General features: G+C 63.9%; 19 protein-coding genes. 14 read left to right on the top strand and 5 right to left on the bottom strand.

Annotated features, from left to right (window positions below; genetic code table 11):
* Positions 1–10 precede the first annotated feature (10 nt).
* From JGU71_RS11655 to JGU71_RS11690, 8 genes are all read left to right on the top strand, one after another.
* On the top strand, positions 11–793 hold the full coding sequence (locus JGU71_RS11655; protein WP_199704280.1) for an SDR family oxidoreductase: 783 nt from the start codon (positions 11–13) through the stop codon (positions 791–793).
* Positions 793–1,482: a TrmH family RNA methyltransferase gene (locus tag JGU71_RS11660; RefSeq protein ID WP_199704281.1), complete on the top strand. Its 690-nt coding sequence runs from the start codon at positions 793–795 to the stop codon at positions 1,480–1,482. Before JGU71_RS11655 ends, JGU71_RS11660 begins: the two co-directional genes overlap by 1 nt.
* 21 nt (positions 1,483–1,503) lie before the next feature.
* Positions 1,504–2,634 (top strand): glycoside hydrolase family 76 protein, encoded by a 1,131-nt coding sequence (locus JGU71_RS11665; RefSeq protein ID WP_199704282.1) that lies wholly within the window; start codon positions 1,504–1,506, stop codon positions 2,632–2,634.
* A gap of 64 nt (positions 2,635–2,698) precedes the next feature.
* Complete coding sequence (locus tag JGU71_RS11670) at positions 2,699–3,793, top strand: ABC transporter substrate-binding protein (protein ID WP_199704283.1); 1,095 nt, start codon at positions 2,699–2,701, stop codon at positions 3,791–3,793.
* Entirely contained in the window at positions 3,793–4,677 is an 885-nt protein-coding gene (locus JGU71_RS11675) for an ABC transporter permease (RefSeq protein WP_199704284.1), read from the top strand. The genes JGU71_RS11670 and JGU71_RS11675 overlap by 1 nt, the downstream gene beginning before the upstream one ends.
* Positions 4,653–5,399: an ABC transporter ATP-binding protein gene (locus tag JGU71_RS11680; protein WP_199704285.1), complete on the top strand. Its 747-nt coding sequence runs from the start codon at positions 4,653–4,655 to the stop codon at positions 5,397–5,399. The genes JGU71_RS11675 and JGU71_RS11680 overlap by 25 nt, the downstream gene beginning before the upstream one ends.
* A gap of 19 nt (positions 5,400–5,418) precedes the next feature.
* Positions 5,419–6,771, top strand: coding sequence for an LLM class flavin-dependent oxidoreductase (locus tag JGU71_RS11685; RefSeq protein ID WP_199704286.1), 1,353 nt, complete (start codon positions 5,419–5,421; stop codon positions 6,769–6,771).
* Positions 6,772–6,865: 94 nt separating this feature from the next.
* Positions 6,866–8,101, top strand: coding sequence for an MFS transporter (locus JGU71_RS11690; RefSeq protein WP_199704287.1), 1,236 nt, complete (start codon positions 6,866–6,868; stop codon positions 8,099–8,101).
* On the opposite strand, the gene JGU71_RS11695 is transcribed toward JGU71_RS11690, so the two are convergent.
* On the bottom strand, positions 8,039–8,914 hold the full coding sequence (locus JGU71_RS11695; protein WP_307829603.1) for a PDDEXK-like endonuclease domain-containing protein: 876 nt from the start codon (positions 8,912–8,914) through the stop codon (positions 8,039–8,041). The two genes, JGU71_RS11690 and JGU71_RS11695, sit on opposite strands and share 63 nt — an antisense overlap.
* Positions 8,915–9,019: 105 nt before the next feature.
* Between JGU71_RS11695 and JGU71_RS29810 the strand changes: the two genes are divergently transcribed.
* Entirely contained in the window at positions 9,020–9,619 is a 600-nt protein-coding gene (locus JGU71_RS29810) for a hypothetical protein (protein ID WP_233529027.1), read from the top strand.
* Positions 9,620–9,715: 96 nt separating this feature from the next.
* Positions 9,716–10,123 carry a PAS domain S-box protein gene (locus JGU71_RS11705; RefSeq protein ID WP_199704288.1) on the top strand — a complete coding sequence of 136 codons (408 nt, stop codon included), beginning with the start codon at positions 9,716–9,718 and terminating at the stop codon, positions 10,121–10,123.
* A 10-nt stretch (positions 10,124–10,133) separates the two neighbouring features.
* Here JGU71_RS11705 and JGU71_RS11710 read toward each other — a convergent pair whose 3' ends face one another.
* Positions 10,134–10,793, bottom strand: a complete 660-nt coding sequence (locus tag JGU71_RS11710) for a DedA family protein (protein WP_199704289.1) — start codon at positions 10,791–10,793, stop codon at positions 10,134–10,136.
* Between the two features lie 2 nt (positions 10,794–10,795).
* Positions 10,796–11,482: a DedA family protein gene (locus JGU71_RS11715; RefSeq protein WP_233529148.1), complete on the bottom strand. Its 687-nt coding sequence runs from the start codon at positions 11,480–11,482 to the stop codon at positions 10,796–10,798.
* Positions 11,483–11,697: 215 nt separating this feature from the next.
* Here JGU71_RS11715 and fbaA point away from each other — a divergent pair, with 215 nt between their 5' ends.
* Positions 11,698–12,738: a class II fructose-bisphosphate aldolase gene (gene fbaA, locus JGU71_RS11720; protein WP_199704290.1), complete on the top strand. Its 1,041-nt coding sequence runs from the start codon at positions 11,698–11,700 to the stop codon at positions 12,736–12,738.
* Between the two features lie 13 nt (positions 12,739–12,751).
* Positions 12,752–13,876: a BTAD domain-containing putative transcriptional regulator gene (locus JGU71_RS11725; RefSeq protein ID WP_199704291.1), complete on the top strand. Its 1,125-nt coding sequence runs from the start codon at positions 12,752–12,754 to the stop codon at positions 13,874–13,876.
* Between the two features lie 202 nt (positions 13,877–14,078).
* On the opposite strand, the gene JGU71_RS11730 is transcribed toward JGU71_RS11725, so the two are convergent.
* The gene (locus JGU71_RS11730; RefSeq protein ID WP_199704292.1) at positions 14,079–15,143 is read right to left on the bottom strand and encodes an Rv0361 family membrane protein; all 1,065 of its coding nucleotides are present in this window, start codon (positions 15,141–15,143) and stop codon (positions 14,079–14,081) included.
* Positions 15,144–15,253: 110 nt separating this feature from the next.
* Here JGU71_RS11730 and JGU71_RS11735 point away from each other — a divergent pair, with 110 nt between their 5' ends.
* Positions 15,254–15,670, top strand: a complete 417-nt coding sequence (locus JGU71_RS11735) for a DUF3151 domain-containing protein (RefSeq protein WP_199704293.1) — start codon at positions 15,254–15,256, stop codon at positions 15,668–15,670.
* On the top strand, positions 15,657–16,829 hold the full coding sequence (locus JGU71_RS11740) for an FUSC family protein (RefSeq protein ID WP_233529028.1): 1,173 nt from the start codon (positions 15,657–15,659) through the stop codon (positions 16,827–16,829). The genes JGU71_RS11735 and JGU71_RS11740 overlap by 14 nt, the downstream gene beginning before the upstream one ends.
* Here the strand turns inward: JGU71_RS11740 and JGU71_RS11745 are convergent.
* Positions 16,822–17,283, bottom strand: a complete 462-nt coding sequence (locus tag JGU71_RS11745) for a pyridoxamine 5'-phosphate oxidase family protein (RefSeq protein ID WP_199704295.1) — start codon at positions 17,281–17,283, stop codon at positions 16,822–16,824. The genes JGU71_RS11740 and JGU71_RS11745 overlap by 8 nt on opposite strands.
* Positions 17,284–17,295: the final 12 nt, after the last annotated feature.

Below are 17,295 nucleotides of genomic sequence, written 5' to 3' on the forward strand. Positions count from 1 at the left end.
CCCTTGGCACATGAGTAAACCGACCGTGTTCATCACCGGCGCTGCCGCAGGCATCGGCCGCGCGACAGCTTTGCGGTTCGCGAAAGAGGGCTATCTCGTCGGTCTGTACGACGTCGACGAGCCGGGCTTGCGCAAGGTTCGCGACGAAATCACCACTGCGGGTGGCAGCGCATACGCGGGCTTGATGAACGTCGCAGACCCGAAGAATTGGCAGTCCGCGCTCGACGATTTCTGGACCGCACACCAACGGCTCGACATCCTGATCAACAACGCAGGAGTGCTCACCGCGGGACCGTTCGAAGAGATGGACCCTTCGGTGCATCTGCGCATGATCGACATCAACTTTGCAGGCGTCGTCTATGGCACGCGCGCCGCGTTCCCGTATCTGCGCGACACCGAGGGTGCCCAGGTCGTCAACCTCTGCTCGGCGTCGGCAATCTACGGCCAGCCGGAGCTCGCGACCTACGGCGCTACCAAGGCCGCGGTGAAGAGCATCACCGAGGCGCTCGACCTCGAATGGCGGAAGCACAACATCCGTGTCATCGCGATGTGGCCGCTCTTCGTGCAAACCGCGATGGTCGACGGCGTCGAAACCGGATCGACGAAGTCGCTCGGCATCCGACTCACCGCGGAGGACGTCGGCAACGAAATCTGGAGCGTCACGCGCAACCGCAGCTGGTTGCCCGGCGTCCACTATGCGGTCGGCATCCAGGCAAAGGCCTTGGCCATCGCGGCGAAATACTCGCCGGACTTCGTTGTCAGAACGATCAACCGCGTACTGACGCGCAGCTGATGGCGGACGCGGATCGGACCGACGGCGAACGTGACCCGGAACTCGGACCGACCGAATGGGGTGAGAACCCGAACGGGGTCGGGCCGTGGGCGCTCGAACACGGCACTCCGCTACCGACCGATCCGTACTACGACGCCGAACTTCTCGAAAACGGTGATCGGCGCAACGTCGTCGACGCCTACCGCTACTGGACCCGCGAAGCAGTCGTCGCAGATATCGACGCCCGCCGGCACCCGTTTCACGTCGCGATCGAAAATTTCGCCCACGACGCCAACATCGGGACAGTTGTTCGCACCGCCAACGCGTTCGCCGCCGCGGCAGTGCACATCGTCGGCCGCCGTCGGTGGAATCGTCGCGGTGCCATGGTCACCGACCGCTACCAGCACATCGAACATCATGCCGACGTAGCAGCGCTGCTGAATTTTGCTCGTGACAAAGGACTTTCGGTCGTTGCGGTCGACAACACACCGGGTTCGATTCCGCTGGAGACGGCGGATCTGCCACGCGATTGCATCCTGCTGTTCGGGCAGGAAGGCCCGGGCGTCACCTCCGACGCTCGCGACGCCGCCGCGATGACGGTGTCGATCGCGCAATTCGGTTCGACGCGAAGCATCAATGCCGGTGTCGCGGCTGGCATTGCGATGCACGCGTGGATAAGGCAACATGCCGATCTTGGCACCGCCTGGTAGCCGTTGCGGCAAGATCGAGTCATGAATGCGCAGCTGTGGGGAGACCGTGCGGATGCGGCCGAGGCGGCCGTCGTCGCTCGACACCTGCGCCGGGTGTGGGCTCTCCCGTTCACCAAACTCGGAGTCGTCGCGTATCCGGCAGTGCCGAAGGAGCGGATCGCCTGGTTGCCATGGCACTACTGGTGGCAGGCGCATCTCATCGATTGCGCGATCGATGCAGCCGAACGTGATGTGACGCCGCGCCGACTCAAGCGAGTCGAGAAGCTGTTTCGCTCGCATCGCCTGCGCAATACGACCGGCTGGACCAACACCTTCTACGACGATATGGCGTGGCTCGGCCTTGCGCTCGAGCGTGCTGAACGCAATCTGCTCATCGATCACCGCAGTCCGATCGCGACGCTGGAAGCGGAGTTGTACGACTCCTGGGCGCCGGAGCAGGGTGGCGGCATTCCGTGGTGCAAGGGTTCCGACTTCTACAACGCACCAGCGAACGGTCCCGCGGGGATCATGTTGGCGCGCACCGGAAAGATCTGGCGCGCACAGGAAATGGCGGACTGGATCGATACGACACTGCGTGATCCCGAGTCCGGCTTGATCTTCGACGGTATCCGTCCCGCACGCACCGAACACAAGATGGAACGCACCTTCTATACCTACTGCCAAGGGGTTACGCTCGGGTTGGAGACGGAACTTGCTGTGCAGGTTGGCGATCCGCGCCACAGCGCTCGGGTGCACGCCCTCGTCGATGCCGTCGAACGCGGAATGACCACCAATGGAGTGATTTTCGGTGTCGGCGGCGGCGACGGTGGCTTGTTCTCCGGAATCCTCGCCAGATACCTTGCCTTCGTAGCGACGACGCTGCCGGGTGTCACACCGCTCGACAGGGCAGCGCGAGCCAAAGCTGCTGCGATCGTTACGACATCTGCGACGGCAGCATGGGACAACAAACACGATCACGAAGGCCTACCCGTATTCGGTCCTGATTGGTCGGTCCCAGCACAGGTTCCGGGTGTCGGTGACGCGATCGCAAGGTTCACCGATGGCGCGGTCGGGTCGTCCTCGATTCCCGAGCGTGACTTCTCCGTCCAGCTCAGCGGCTGGATGGTCCTGGAAGCTGCCGCACGAGCGGAACGCAAGAACTCACCGATCTAGGGCAGTTCCGATCACGACAACGTAAATGGTGTTGCTCCCACCGCTTCGGCGGTGAAATCTCCCCATGACCACATTTCGCAACACACCCCGTCGTCGAGGACGCCGTGGTGTTGCACTCGTTCTCGCTGCGCTCGCCGCATCCGCAACCGTTCTGACGGGTTGCGCGGGCGAAGCAACCCCGGAAAACGCGCTTGCGTCCGACGCGGCACTGCCGACCGATATCCCGCCGGGGACGAAGCTTGTGATCGCCGACCAGACCGAGCGTCAGCAGCAGTTCTTGCGCGCATCCGGCGAACTCGACAAGTTGCCGTTCGAGTACGAATTTGCCAACTTCGTCGGTGGGCCCGCAATTCTCGAGGCGTTCCGTGCAGGTGCTGCTGATGTTGCCTACGTCGGCGACACCCCTCCGATTCAGGCGTTGGTTGCGGGGCAGGACGTTCCGATCATCGCAGCACTGCAGTCCGACCCGAACAACACGAGACTTGCTGTAGCTCCAGGCAAGTCGATCACCACCCTCGCGGATCTGAAGGGCACCAAGATCGCCTACGCCGAGGGCACTGCGCAGCAGGCAATCGTGTTGCGCGCCTTGGACCGGGCAGGATTGGCTCCGTCGGACGTCGAGTTGGTGCGACTGCAACTCGCCGAGTTTCCCGACGCGGTCCGCACCGGTCAGGTCGACGTTGCTCCGCTCAACGAACCCAACCTGACTCGGTACCTGCGCAACGACGGCGCCTCGCTCATCCCGCTCGAAGAATCCGACGGAACATCGACAGGTCTGAGCTTTCTCTACGCGCGCCGGCAGGCCTTGCAAGATCCTGCCAAGGCTGCCGCTCTGCAGGCCTACGTCGCCGCATACATTCGGTCCATCCAGTGGGCGAACACGCACCCGGACGCTTGGCTGCAGTCCTACTACGTGCAGAACCAGAAGCTGAAGCCCGAAGATGGTCAGCGCATTGTCGATTCGCTCGGCACCTACACGTTCCCGCATCTCGATCAGGCAATAGTCGACCGCCAGCAGCAGACGATCGACGTGATCGACAACGCCGGTGAGCTGCCGAAGAAGGTCAAGGCCTCAGACGGCTTCGATCTCCGGTTCGACGACGTGATCACCAGGACCGTGACCGAGTCGGGCGCGAGCTTCGAAAGAACGGCCAGCTGATGGCCGTCCAGTCGCTGAGTCGTCCGGTTGCACGACGACGACCAGAAGTTGTGCAGTCGTCGGGGACGACTCGGGTCGATCCCCGGCTCGGTAAGCGAAAAGTGAAGGCGCGCAGACTCGGACCGGGACGAGCGATTCCGTTCGGTGCCGCGATCGGCCCGGCGCTGCTGTTGACGGCGTGGATCGTCACCTCGGCAACCGGGGTCCTCGATCCGCAGACCCTGCCTGCTCCGTCGACCGTTGTTCAGGCCGCGCACGACCTGATCGCCGACGGTCAGCTGCAGAGCAACTTGCTGACATCGGTTCAGAGAGCGGGCATTTCACTGGTGCTCGGTGTGCTGATCGGTGTTGTGCTCGCCCTCGTTGCAGGTCTGAGCAGAATCGGCGAGGCGATCGTCGACGGACCCATTCAGATCAAGCGTGCGATCCCGACGTTGGCGTTGATCCCACTGTTCATCGTGTGGTTCGGCATCGGCGAGTCGATGAAGATCATCGTGATCACAACAAGTGTGCTCATTCCGGTCTACATCAATACGCACGCGCATCTGCGCGGTGTCGATGCGCGACACGTGGAACTTGCCGAAACCGTAGGCCTTTCGCGTCTGCAATTCATCCGTCGCGTTGCGCTGCCGGGTTCGCTGCCGGGGTTCTTCACCGGATTGCGCATGGCAGTGACGATTTCGTGGCTTGCGCTGGTTGTCGTCGAGCAGGTCAACGCAACGAGTGGCATCGGCTATCTGATGACGCAGGCCCGTACCTACGGCCAGATCGACATCATCGTCGTCGGCTTGGTCGTCTACGCGCTGTTCGGCCTCTTCAGCGACATCGGTGTCCGTGCGATCGAGAGGAGAGCCTTGTCATGGCGCCAGTCGCTGGGGGACTGAGTGAATCGGTAGTGCGGACAAAGGATTTGCGCAGAGGCTTCGACGGTCGGGCTGTGCTTCGTGGCGTCGACATCGAAATCGCCCGTGGCGAATTCATCGCGCTGCTCGGTCGCAGCGGATCGGGCAAGAGCACGCTGCTGCGCGCATTGGCGGAACTCGACTACGACGTTCCAGGGTCCGGCGAACTCGACGTTCCCGCGAACAGGTCGGTGGTGTTTCAGGATTCACGACTGCTGCCGTGGGCGCGGGTGCTGGACAACGTGATTCTCGGACTCGGCGGTCCGAACGCCCGTGAGCGCGGCAAGATTGCGCTTGCCGAGGTCGGCCTGGCAGGCCGTGAAAAGGCTTGGCCGAAAGAGCTTTCCGGTGGTGAGCAGCAACGTGTGGCGCTCGCGCGGTCGCTCGTGCGCGAGCCGGAGCTACTGCTCGCCGACGAACCGTTCGGCGCGCTCGACGCGTTGACTCGCATCAAGATGCACGTGCTACTGCAAGAACTGTGCGAGCGGCATCGGCCCGCGGTGCTGCTCGTGACGCATGACGTCGACGAAGCAGTGCTTCTTGCCGATCGGGTACTCGTACTCGACGAAGGTTCTATCGCGCTCGACCTCCGAATCGAGCTCAATCGTCCTCGTACCCATCGTGATCCGGAGTTCATCGAACTTCGCGAAATCCTTCTGACCAGCCTCGGCGTCGATCGCGAACCGGTGGCGGCGACCGCATGATCTCCGAAAGGGCATCGATATGACCGACCAGATACGTCAGCTGAGCCTCAACGCCTTCATCTACCCGTCCGGTCACCACGAAGCAGCGTGGCGGCATCCGGACAGCCGACCGGACCGCATCTACGACGTCACCTACTATCAGGAAATCGGCCGAACAGCGGAAGCCGCGAAGTTCGACGCTGTGTTCTTCGCCGACGGTCCAGCGTTGCGCACGAATGTGAAGTACAACGCGGCTCCCGGGCTGGAGCCGATCACTCTGCTCACCGCGATCGCCGCCGCTACAACGCATCTCGGACTCATCGCGACTGCATCGACGACGTACTACGAGCCGTACAACCTCGCTCGACTGTTCTCCTCGTTGGATCACATCTCGGGAGGTCGCGCGGGCTGGAACATCGTTACCACCGGAACCGATTTGGCCGCAGCCAATTTCGGACTGTCCGAACATCCGGTCCATGCCGAGCGTTACTCACGCGCACGGGAGTTCGTCGACGCTGTCGGCGCGCTGTGGGACAGCTGGGAGGACGACGCGATCATCCTCGATCAGAAGTCGGGTATCTACGCCGACCCCGACAAGATCCACGAAATCAACTATGTCGGACGGCATCTGCGCGTCCGCGGCCCGTTCAACTCTGCCCGCACGCCGCAGGGTCACCCGGTACTCGTCCAAGCTGGGGCGTCCAACGACGGCCGGTCGTTCGCGGGTCGGTACGCCGAGGCGATCTTCACGGCACATCAGCGTCTCGAAGATGCTCAGACGTTCTATACCGACATCAAAAGGCGAGTTGCGACCTTCGGGCGCAACCCCGACCACGTCAAGATTCTGCCCGGCATCAGCCCGTTCATCGGGGACACCGAGGCCGAAGCCAAGGCGCTCGAGCGTGAGTTCAACGAACTGACCGTTCCCGAGTACGGCCTTGCTCAGCTGCAGGGAATCGTCGGCAAGGACCTGCGCAGCCTCCCGCTGGACGACACGGTTCCGCTCGAATTGTTCAGTGATGCAGGCAATGTCACCGACAATGCCCGCAGTCGACTGCAGGTCGTCGCAGGTATCGTCGAGCGCGAGCGACCGACTGTGCGCGGATTGCTGCATCGCCTTGCCGGTGCGCGCGGGCACCGGGTGTTCGCGGGTACTCCCGAGCAGGTCGCCGACACCATCGAAACCTGGTTCACCAGCGGTGCTGCGGACGGCTTCAACGTGATGCCGCCGTACTACCCCGGCGGACTGGAGGTCTTCACTGAGACCGTTGTACCGATCCTGCAGGAGCGCGGACTCTTCCGAACCGAGTACACCGGCACCACCCTGCGCGACCACTTCGGTCTGCCTCGCCCGCAGAGTCGGTTCGCCGGCGGGATCGCAGCAGCTCAGTGATCGGCCGCATACCCGACGCGTTGGGCGAGCGGTGACTGCGACAGCAGACCCCGACTGTTCGAAGGAGACGCACCCACACGTTCGCCTGCGGGACATGACGTTGCAGGTGTTCGTTCCTGCCGCGGTCTACGGACTCGGTCAGGGCGCGGCGGCCCCGATCTTCGCGTTGAAGGCGCTCGAACTCGGTGCATCGGCAGCGATCGCGGGCGTGATCGTCGCATTGTCGGGCCTCGGGATGGTGTTGGGCGATCTGCCTGCGGGCCGGACTGTCGCGCGGATAGGTGAGCGGTGGTCCGTCGCGATCGGGTCGGTTCTCGGGGCGGTCGGTGTCGTGCTGTGCATCTGTGCCTGGAATGTGGCCGTGCTCGGGCTCGGCATGCTGCTGATGGGGGTCGCCAACGCGGTATGGGGGCTTGCCAGGCAGTCCTACGTCGTCTCGTCGGTGCGTCAGGCTGATCTGGGTCGGGCGTTGTCGACCATGGCGGGGTCCATGCGTCTCGGATTCTTCGTCGGGCCGTTCATCGGTGCGGTCGTAGTGCACTGGTCGGGTCTCACGGGTGGACTGTGGGTTCAACTCGTTGCGACGCTCGTCGCAGGTGCCTTGATGGTGTCGCTGCCCGACCGGGGTCCGCCCGCAAGTAGTGATCGGGTCGGGCGGTCGCTTACGTCGGTGCTGGTCGAGCATCGGAAATTGTTGAGCACCTTGGGGTCCGGCGCTCTGCTGATGGGTGCCGCCCGTGCGTCGCGTACAGCGCTGCTGCCGTTGTGGGCTGCACATATCGGGATGAGTGCGGCCGCTACGAGCGTCATCTTCGGGATCAGCGGTGCGGTCGACGTGCTGTTGTCCTATCCGGCCGGTGTGCTGATGGACCGCTACGGTCGGCGTGCGATCGCGGTGCCCTCGATGGTCTTCTTCGCGGTGGGCTACGCAGCGCTTCCGTTGTCTTCGAACGCGATTGCGGTCGGCGCGGTCGCAGTTTCACTCGGTGTGGCCAACGGGTTGAGCAACGGCGTCATCATGACGATCGGGGCAGACTCCGCGCCGCCCGGCCATCGTGCCGAGTTCCTCGGGGCGTGGCGTCTCACCCATGACATCGGCATGTTCACAGGTCCGATCGTGGTCGGGGTGATCAGTGGGGTCGCAGTGCTCGGTGCGGCGGCGGTCGCACTCGGTGCGCTGTCAGGGCTCGGCGCCGCTGCGATGCACCGCTGGGTACGCGAGGTGAAAGATGCTGGATTGCTCTCGGATTCCGGGAGCAATCCCACATCATCTGCGGGCGGCCAGCGCGGTTCGGATGGACTCCAAAGCGGTCTCGGGGCTGTCGTGTAATTGGTGCCAGGTGAACCGAAGGACGTGCCAGCCTGCGTTGACCAGGATGTTCTGGCGTTCGGCGTCGCGGACGAAGCGATCGGCGTCACGATGCCAAGCCCAGCCGTCGACCTCGATGGCCACCCGCTGAGCCTCGAAGGCCACATCGATCTCGAATCCGCAGCTGCGGACGTGCTGGCTCCAGCCTCTCAGCCCGGACCTTCGAAGCAGCCGTTGCAGCATTCGTTCGGCCTCCGACGCGCCACCTTCGCCGGCCGACCTCAGTAATGCCGCGGCTGCTGTGCTGCCGGACCGCCCTGCGTTGCGCTCGTGGGCAGCCGTCAGCACTGGTAGCGAAACATGTTTCTGCAGTGCGCGATCCATCATTGCGGCGCCATTGGGTAGCTCGACCGCAGCCTCGAGAACGGTCAGCGCAAGCGCAGTGGTCGGGAGTCCGCGGCGAGAGCCGAGGTCGGCAGCGGGCAGATCTCGACGACGCAGCCGGAGTCCAGGACGATCCCGGGGTGTGCGCCGGCAGGGGACTGTGACCCAGTTCTGCCTCGGCGGAGTGTCGATGAGGCCGAGCCACCAGGCAGCGCTTGGTCCGTAGGCGACGGCGTCCGGTCCGGCACCGTAGACCGCCGCGCGCAGCCCCGCCGCGGGGCCGCACGTTCGATCGGAGCGCAGGTAGATGCCGGTCGACAAGCGCCGCCATTCACCTGCGCACACCCGTCTGCTCACGCCTGCGTCTGACATGCCGGCACCGAGCGCCTGGGCCAGAGTCACGACGCCGTCCTGGGCCGCCATGATCGAGTGCACTTTCTTCGGGGTCACACCGGTTTGGACGTGTCAGGGCCGGATCGGTTCCATTGGCGCCGAATCTTGGGTGATAGCTCCCGGAATCCGAGAGTTATCCAACATTCTTTGAACTGTGTTGCCATGCGCATCTTCCACCCCGCGACCGATGTCGACGGCGGACCCGTGCGCTGGGCAGATGTCGCGCGGGCCAACGGGACCACGGCACACTCCGTTATGGAGTGGGGTTCGATCGTGGGCAGTTGGTCGAAAACGGAACAGGCCGGCCTCTGGCACGAGTCACCCGAGGAAGGATCGCTACCTCTACCTACGCTGCACGCGCTCGTCGACATCCTCCGGCAGTTCACGCAAACACCGGACAGCTGCTATTTCGCGCACTGGGAAGGGTCGGGCCGCGTCAACGAATTGACCGACCCACCCCGGCTGACTATGCCGGGTAGAGGCTTGATCGTGTTCGAAGGAACGCTGGCGATGGCGGATGTTCAGTTCGGGTCGAGCCCGACCTTCCCGATCGGCATGAGTCCACATCTGTGGTGGCCCGACGACCGTGCATGGTGCGTCGCAACAGACATCGACCTCATGACGACCTACCTCGGAGCCAGTGGTGACTGCGTCGACGCAGTTCTTGCGAGCACCGATGTGGAGGCGTTGCGGGCAAGCGTGGATCAGCAGGTCACGTGGAACGGCGACACCATCAATCCGCTTCCGCCGTACCGCCGGTAACGCGGTTCGGTGCGAATCGTGGGATCCTGGCCGGGCGTCCAGTGGTTGTGACTAGGATTTGGCTTTGACTCTGTCGGAAAGGTGGCGGGCTTACACATGCACGAGCGGAGAAAGCCGCGGCCAGAGGAATCTTTCGGCTATCTCGAACAGTTGCCGTCGTCGGTGTTGTTGCGACGGCTTTCGGTGCCGATGCTCGCTGTGCATCACGACGACACAGTCGTCTCTGCAAACCCCGCGTTCGAGGAGATGCTCGGCTACGAGCCGGATACCCTCGCGGGCACGGCGGCGCGACGACTTGTGGCCAACGATCCTGAGTTCGACGTAGTCGGCGTCGACGTCATCCGCGATTGTGCGGGTGCGGTGATTGCGCTGCGGCACAGTGACGGGTCGATCGTGAAGGCCCTCGTCACGAAATCCGTCCTGGCCCGCGACGACGACGAAGTGGCGTTGATCGGCTTCCACGACGTGACCGACCATCTGTGGGAGCTCGGCTCCGACCGCTAGACGGACCGCCCTATTCGACCCCGCCGACCTCGACCTCTTCGGCGGGTTTCGCCATCTCCTGAAAGTAATGGCGAATACCGAGCACCGTGCCGACGAGCAGGACGGCGATCATGCCGCCGATCACGAGCGGCATCAGCCACGGGATGCGGTCCAGGAACTCGCCCGCGTAGAAGCCGAGCAATATCAGTACAGGGGCCCAGACGATCGCGCCCAGTGTGCTCGCGATCGTGTACTTGCGATGGTCCATCTTCGCTGCGCCCGCGACGATCGGGCAGAGCGTGCGGACCCACGGAATCCAGCGTGCGACGAGGACAGCCCAGAACCCGTGCTTGTCGAGCATGCTGTTGACCTTGTGCAGATTCGACGTGTTCAGGTATTTGCCGTCGCGTCGTGCAACCAGCTTCGCGCCCGACCGGTGGCCGATCACGTACCCGACCTGGTTGCCTGCGATCGCGGCGATCATCGCGCCTAGGGACAGCGCCCACGCTTGTTCGCGTCCGGTCGAATGTGTTGCAAGCACGATGCCTGCCGTGATCAGCATCGAGTCGCCAGGCAGGAACAGTCCGACTATCAGCGCACACTCGAGAAAGACGAGCGTCAGGACGACTACCCAGACGACGGTTGGACCCGCGGATTCGAGAACGTTGAATCCGCCTGACGCGACGATCATGGTCAGCCTGTCGGGTCGTTCGGAGCTGTTACCGCTTCAGGCTGCACACCTTCAGGCTGCGCTCCGGCCTTGCGGGACGCAAGGGCGCGCTGTCCGACGTGAATGATCGCAGGCAGGATCGACAAGAAGACGATCAGCAGGAAGATCGCCTCGATGTTCTTCGCGATGAATGGAATGTTGCCGAGGAAGTAGCCGAGAATCGTGACGCCGCCACCCCAGAGAATGCCGCCGACGATGTCGAACGTCAGGAACTTGCGGTAGGTCATCTTGGAGACGCCGGCGAGCACCGGCGTGAACGTTCGGACGATGGGAACGAAGCGCGCCAGGATGATGGTCTTCGGACCGTACTTTTCGAAGAATTCGTGCGATTCGATGACGTACTTCTTTTTGAAGAGCCGCGAATCTTCCTTCGTGAACAGCGCGGGCCCTATTCGACGCCCGATCCAGTACGCGGTCTGATCGCCCGCGATTGCGGTGACGACCACTGCGGGAACGAGTACCCAGATCGAGACCGGTGGCGGCGTCTGTGCCGCGAGCAGGCCGCCGGTGAACAGCAGCGAATCACCAGGCAGCAGCGGAAAGAGCAGCCCGGTTTCGATGAAGACGATGATGAGAATCGCAGGCAGAACTGCCGATGCGAAGGGGCCGTCACCGGTCAACATCTTCACTGGGTCGAGGAAGTCCGGCATCAAAGCCAGGTTCGTGGTCACTGAGTCCGCTGCCTGCACAATCACGTCGACCACAGTACCGGCGTCGCGACCCCATCACCCCACTTCGGCACCGGGGGAGTTCAATACCACAAGCTTCGGGTCCGGTGTCGGCAGGACAGTGTTCTCCCTTAGGCTATGAAGACCAGTGCCGACTCCTACCGGATCGGGCTCACCATCACACGGAGGTCTTCTCAGTGCCAATCGCGACTCCCGAGGTCTATGCCGAGATGCTTGGTCGGGCGAAAGAGCACGCCTTTGCCTTTCCTGCGATCAACTGCACGTCGTCGGAAACGATCAACGCCGCCATCAAAGGCTTCGCGGATGCAGGCAGCGACGGCATCATCCAGTTCTCCACCGGCGGAGCCGAGTTCGGTTCGGGTCTCGGTGTCAAGGACATGGTTGTCGGCGCAGTAGCGCTCGCGGAATTCGCGCACGTCATCGCAGCCAAGTACGACGTGACGATTGCACTGCACACCGATCACTGCCCGAAGGACAAGCTCGATTCCTACGTGCGTCCGCTGCTCGCGATCTCGCAGGAGCGCGTCGACGCAGGTAAAAATCCGTTGTTCCAGTCGCACATGTGGGACGGTTCGGCCGTGCCGATCGACGAGAACCTCGAGATCGCGAAGGATCTCCTCGCCCGCGCAGCCGCTGCGCGCATCATTCTCGAGATCGAAATCGGTGTCGTCGGTGGCGAGGAAGACGGCGTCGAAGCCGAAATCAACGACAAGCTCTACACCTCGTCGGAAGACTTCGCCAAGACCGTCGACGCTCTCGGCGCAGGCGATACCGGTTCGCGGTACCTCCTCGCTGCAACGTTCGGCAACGTGCACGGCGTCTACAAGCCCGGCAACGTCGTGCTCAAGCCGGAGGTGCTCGCGGAAGGTCAGCGCGTCGCATCCGAGAAGCTCGGGCTTCCCGAAGGTTCGAAGCCGTTCGACTTCGTGTTCCACGGTGGCTCGGGTTCGCTCAAGTCGGAGATCGACGACTCGCTGCAGTACGGCGTCATCAAGATGAACGTCGACACCGACACCCAGTACGCATTCACGCGTCCGATGGTCGGGCATTTCTTCTCCAACTACGACGGTGTTCTCAAGGTCGACGGCGAGGTCGGTAACAAGAAGTTCTACGACCCGCGCAGCTACCTCAAGAAGGCCGAAGCCGGCATGAGCGCGCGCGTGATCGAGGCCTGCAACGACCTCAAGTCCGCGGGTCGTTCTGTCAGCGCAGGCTAGAGGCGCGTAGGCGATGACCGGTCCGCGCGTAGATCTGCGCGTTCTCGGACCGGTACAGCTGACGGTCGACGGGCAACCGTTGGCGATCGGCGGTCCGAAACCGCGGACGATGCTGGCGCTGCTTGCCGTGAATAGGCGTAGAACCGTGCCGTCCGAGGCGATCGCCGACGCGGTATGGGACGACGATCCGCCCGATGCCTACGCATCGAGCTTGCAGGTGTTCGTGTCGAACCTTCGGAAGACACTGCGCACGGCCGGAGTCGATCCGGCCGCGCTGCTCACCACCGCGTCTCCCGGCTACCGGCTCGAGATCGCGGACGTCGAATCCGATCTCGGTCGGTTCGAAGCTGCGCGTTCGGCAGGAACCAAAGCCGCGGAGTCCGGGGACCAGGCCGGTGCGGCGTTTTTCTTCGGTGCTGCACTCGCCGAGTGGTCCGGCGCGGCGCTTGCGGATCTGCGTGGTCTGCAGTTCGCCGACGACTTCGCCGCTGCGATGGACGAAGAACGTCTGCTGACGATCTCGGCGCGCATCGATGCCGACATCGCGTGTGGGCGGGCGGCTGCGGTCGTCGGCGAATTGGTGGCACTGACAACGGAGCAACCGTTGCGCGAGCCGCTGTGGGGCCAGCTCGTCACCGCGCTGTACCTCTCGAATCGGCAGGCAGAGGCTCTCGATGCGTGTCGGCGCGTGCGCGCCATTCTTGCCGATCTGCTCGGAATCGATCCGAGTCCGGCGTTGGTGCAACTCGAGCAGCGTGTGCTGCGGCAGGAGCCGCTGACGGTGGGTTCGGTCGAACAGGCCGCACGGTTGGCGAAGGCGATGAACGAAACGATCGGCGAGATACCGCAGGCTGTGCGGCGTGGCCGACTCCGTCTCGACGACGGTCGTGTCGTCGCGATACCTGCTGACGGGCTACGAATCGGTCGGATGACGGACAACGATCTCGAACTCGACGATCCGAAGGTCAGTCGCTATCACGCGCAGATCAGGCCGAGTCCGGCCGGATTGTTGATACGGGATCTGCAGTCCGCGAACGGCGTCTTCGTTCAGGGCCACCAGATCGACGGCGGTTCGATCCTGTCCGACGGCGACGCGATCCGAATCGGGTCGACGATGATGAGTTTCGAAGGCCGATAGGCGGCTTCGCCGCTCGTGAGTCTTTTCGGTGGGCGGGCGCGCCGAAAGTGCGCACGAGCGCGGAGCGCCTCACCCGGAGCTGGGACCCGATCCACATCCCTCCAAATGGACCCGGCCCCAGCTCCCCCCTCGTGGGTAGGACCTAGGTTGCCGTGCCCCGCATGGGGTTTGCTTAAGAAGTGCTTAAAGCGAGCGGACCCGATCAGGCGGGCGGGTCGCACACCTTCCAGCCGTCGTCGGATTCCTCCAGGTTGAGGGTCCGCGACACCCGGTTGCTCGGGTCGGCCTTGGTGTACGCGGTCACCGAAGCGATCGCTGTCCTGTCCGTGATCTGGACGGCGTCGACGCTCTGCACGACAGGGATCGCCGCTGTCTCGACTGCTGACTTGTAGACATCGGCGAACTGCTCGTCGGTGAGACCGTTGTAGTACTCGGCGCTTGCACCGCACGACGTACGGCGAAGTGTCTGAATGTCGCCGTCGCCGAGTGCCTTCGAATACGACGCGATCGATTGTCGAATTTGCGCTTCGGGAGTGTTTGCGTCTTCGTTGGTTCCGGTCGCAACGACAGCGACCGCGACGATCGCTGCAATCAGCAGCAACGCAGCGAACGCAGCTGCGAACCACTTGCCACGCTTGCGTTTGGGAACTTGGGCGGGAGCGACGCGTTGCGGCTTGGCGACGGGCGGCGGCGGTGGTTTGCGATCGGACTGCTCCGGCGCAGGCGCGGCTGGGGGCTGCTGCGTTGGCGGTGATGCCGGCGGTGGTGTCGCCGCAGCGGGAGCGGGCGGACGCGGTGCAGGCGGGCGGGGAGCAGGCGGCCGTGGCGCGGGAGGTGCGGGAGTTTCGGCAGGCGCAGTAGCAGGAGGGACCGACGGCGCGGCGACGTGAGGTTCGGGTTTGCGAACTTGAACGGGCCGGACCGACATCTTCTTCGGATCCGTAGCTTTGGCTGCGGCGGGGATCGCTTCGGTGACTGCCTCGTCTGCGGGCGACGTCGCAGCCTGCGACGTCGGTGCAGCCTGCTGCACCGGGATGGCAACGGTCGGAGCTTCGGCGCGGGCGGTCTCGGCGGCGGCCTGCTGCGCAGGGATGGCCACTGTCGGCGCCGCAGCAGCGGAAGGGGTCGGCACGGCTGCCGGCTCAGCGGCTGTCTTTTCAGGAGCTGTATTTTCGGCAGCAGAGGCGGCAGTCTTCGCCTGGTCTGCTGCGGGCGCGGTGGGACCGGTCGGGGACTGTGGCGTCTTGTTGTCGTTCGCGTCCGGCACGCACTACCCCTTGTACTTGTTGACCTTTATTGCGGTGTGTGATGCCAGCAGAAGGGCGGAACTGGCACGTCGCTGTTTGCCCCGCCTCGCCGACCGGCACAATGTAACCTATGACGTCCTTTGGTGACCTGCTTGGACCACAGCCGACACTGCTTCCGGGGGATGACGACGCGGAGTCCGCGCTGCTGAACCACGAAGACCCGGCGACCGTTGCCGCCGCACATCCGACAGCGTCGATTGCATGGGCGTATCTGGCGGAGCGCGCGTTCGACGAGGGCGCAACCATCACGGCGTATGCCTACGCCCGGACCGGCTACCACCGCGGTCTCGATCAGCTCCGACGCAACGGGTGGAAGGGATTCGGTCCGGTTCCCTACAGCCACGAACCGAATCGCGGCTTCCTGAGATGTGTTGCGGTGCTTGCCAAGGCCGCGAATGCAATCGGTGAGTCGGACGAGTACGCGCGCTGCCTCGACCTGCTCGAAGATTGCGATCCACGCGCCGCAGAAGCACTTGGCGTCGACTAGACGTTTCGTCCCGAATCGGGCCAAGACCAAGGACCGAGTCCGGGATTCACTGCATCGGGTTCGTGCGTCACTGCTCCCGATTCTGCAGTGCGCGCTGGCTGCGGGCGGGGCGTGGTGGATTGCGACGGAAGTCGTCGGTCACCCGAAACCGTTCTTCGCGCCCATCGCTGCTGTTGTGTCGCTCGGCATCGCGCTCGGCGCGCGGATGCGGCGGTCCATCGAGCTGATCGTCGGCGTCTCGGTCGGCATCGGTATCGGCGACCTGCTGATCGTCCTGATCGGCAGCGGGACCTGGCAGATCGTTCTCGTCGTAGCCCTTGCCATGACGATCGCTGTTCTGCTCGACGGTGGACCCATCATCGCGGTGCAGGCGGCAAGTTCCGCAGTGCTGGTCGCGACGTTGCTACCGCCCGGTGCGAGCGGCAATTTCGATCGGATGCTCGACGCGTTGGTCGGCGGGTTGATGGGCATCGCGGTGGTTGCGATCGTGCCGACCCATCCGATGTTGCGTGCGCGCGACACCGCGGGAGAAGTTCTCGGTGTGGCGTCGGATGTGCTGCGACTCTGTGCCGACGGATTGATGGAGCAAAATCCCAAGCTGCTCGTCGAAGCGTTGAAGCAGGCGCGCGCGAGCCAGACGAAACTCGATGCGCTCCGCAACGACCTCACGAGTGGTCGTGAGATCAGCCGAATCTCGCCGCTGCACTGGAATACGCGCTCGCGCGTCGTCCGGCTGGACGCGATGGCCGAGCCGCTCGACAACGCGCTCCGCAACATTCGTGTGCTGGTGCGGCGGTCGCTGTCCCTCGTTCGTGACGACGAGATCCTCGACCCACGACTGGTCGACGAGGTGGAGAAGCTGTCGCATGCGGTCGACGTGCTGCGAAGCATGATTCTCGCGAAACCTGGCGAGGATCCCGACGAACTCGAAGTGCAGCGGGTACTGCGTGCGGTGGCGGCGGGTGCGCGCTACGAGTTGGTCAGTAGGGGCGGCTTGTCGGCAAACGTGGTTCTCGCACAGCTACGTTCGACGATCGTCGACCTACTGCAGGCGTCGGGCCTCGACCGTAAGGCCGCGTTGTCGATGCTCCCGCCGACGGTCGAGCATCCGTACGTAGTGCCCGTAGAAGGAATCGGTCCGGACGAAGCGGCTACCTAGTCGTTCGTCTGATCCCCTTCCCTGGCTGCCACAGGTCGACGTGCAGGCGCTCGTCGTCGACGGTGACGAGCACGGCCTCCTCGATGTCGAGCACAAAGAAGTGTGCTTCCCCTGGGTTTTCGGGGTAGCAGTTCACGATCGTCGTCTTTTCGTCACCGTCGAGCTCGCGGGCGCGGCCACTGATCTTCGCGTCGCCGCCGTCCATGGTGTGGTGTCCCGGATTGCTGTGCAGTGCGAAGCGTGGTTCCCGTTGCAGATCAAGGGCTTTGCGCGCACCCAGCATGGAGCCGAGTACCAACTGACCCGCGAACATCTCGACCTCCGTGCCACTCACGCGGGGTGAGCCGTCTTTGCGGAGCGTGGCTATGACGTGATGTTTGTGTGCGCTCAGTCGCGCCGCGATTGCCGAGGCCAGGTCGGGTGCTTCGTCGTTGAACTGCTGCCAGGTCGCCATGGCTACAGTCTG

Source organism: Antrihabitans stalagmiti (assembly GCF_016482825.1).
Taxonomy (GTDB): domain Bacteria; phylum Actinomycetota; class Actinomycetes; order Mycobacteriales; family Mycobacteriaceae; genus Antrihabitans; species Antrihabitans stalagmiti.

Bases quoted from the DNA above. Each gene is read 5' to 3' on its own strand.
- JGU71_RS11655 (WP_199704280.1), top strand. From the start codon at position 11: ATGAGTAAACCGACCGTGTTCATCACCGGCGCTGCCGCAGGCATCGGC.
- JGU71_RS11660 (WP_199704281.1), top strand. From the start codon at position 793: ATGGCGGACGCGGATCGGACCGACGGCGAACGTGACCCGGAACTCGGA.
- JGU71_RS11665 (WP_199704282.1), top strand. From the start codon at position 1,504: ATGAATGCGCAGCTGTGGGGAGACCGTGCGGATGCGGCCGAGGCGGCC.
- JGU71_RS11670 (WP_199704283.1), top strand. From the start codon at position 2,699: ATGACCACATTTCGCAACACACCCCGTCGTCGAGGACGCCGTGGTGTT.
- JGU71_RS11675 (WP_199704284.1), top strand. From the start codon at position 3,793: ATGGCCGTCCAGTCGCTGAGTCGTCCGGTTGCACGACGACGACCAGAA.
- JGU71_RS11680 (WP_199704285.1), top strand. From the start codon at position 4,653: ATGGCGCCAGTCGCTGGGGGACTGAGTGAATCGGTAGTGCGGACAAAG.
- JGU71_RS11685 (WP_199704286.1), top strand. From the start codon at position 5,419: ATGACCGACCAGATACGTCAGCTGAGCCTCAACGCCTTCATCTACCCG.
- JGU71_RS11690 (WP_199704287.1), top strand. From the start codon at position 6,866: ATGACGTTGCAGGTGTTCGTTCCTGCCGCGGTCTACGGACTCGGTCAG.
- JGU71_RS29810 (WP_233529027.1), top strand. From the start codon at position 9,020: ATGCGCATCTTCCACCCCGCGACCGATGTCGACGGCGGACCCGTGCGC.
- JGU71_RS11705 (WP_199704288.1), top strand. From the start codon at position 9,716: ATGCACGAGCGGAGAAAGCCGCGGCCAGAGGAATCTTTCGGCTATCTC.
- JGU71_RS11710 (WP_199704289.1), bottom strand. From the start codon at position 10,793: ATGATCGTCGCGTCAGGCGGATTCAACGTTCTCGAATCCGCGGGTCCA.
- JGU71_RS11715 (WP_233529148.1), bottom strand. From the start codon at position 11,482: ATGCCGGACTTCCTCGACCCAGTGAAGATGTTGACCGGTGACGGCCCC.
- JGU71_RS11725 (WP_199704291.1), top strand. From the start codon at position 12,752: ATGACCGGTCCGCGCGTAGATCTGCGCGTTCTCGGACCGGTACAGCTG.
- JGU71_RS11735 (WP_199704293.1), top strand. From the start codon at position 15,254: ATGACGTCCTTTGGTGACCTGCTTGGACCACAGCCGACACTGCTTCCG.
- JGU71_RS11745 (WP_199704295.1), bottom strand. From the start codon at position 17,283: ATGGCGACCTGGCAGCAGTTCAACGACGAAGCACCCGACCTGGCCTCG.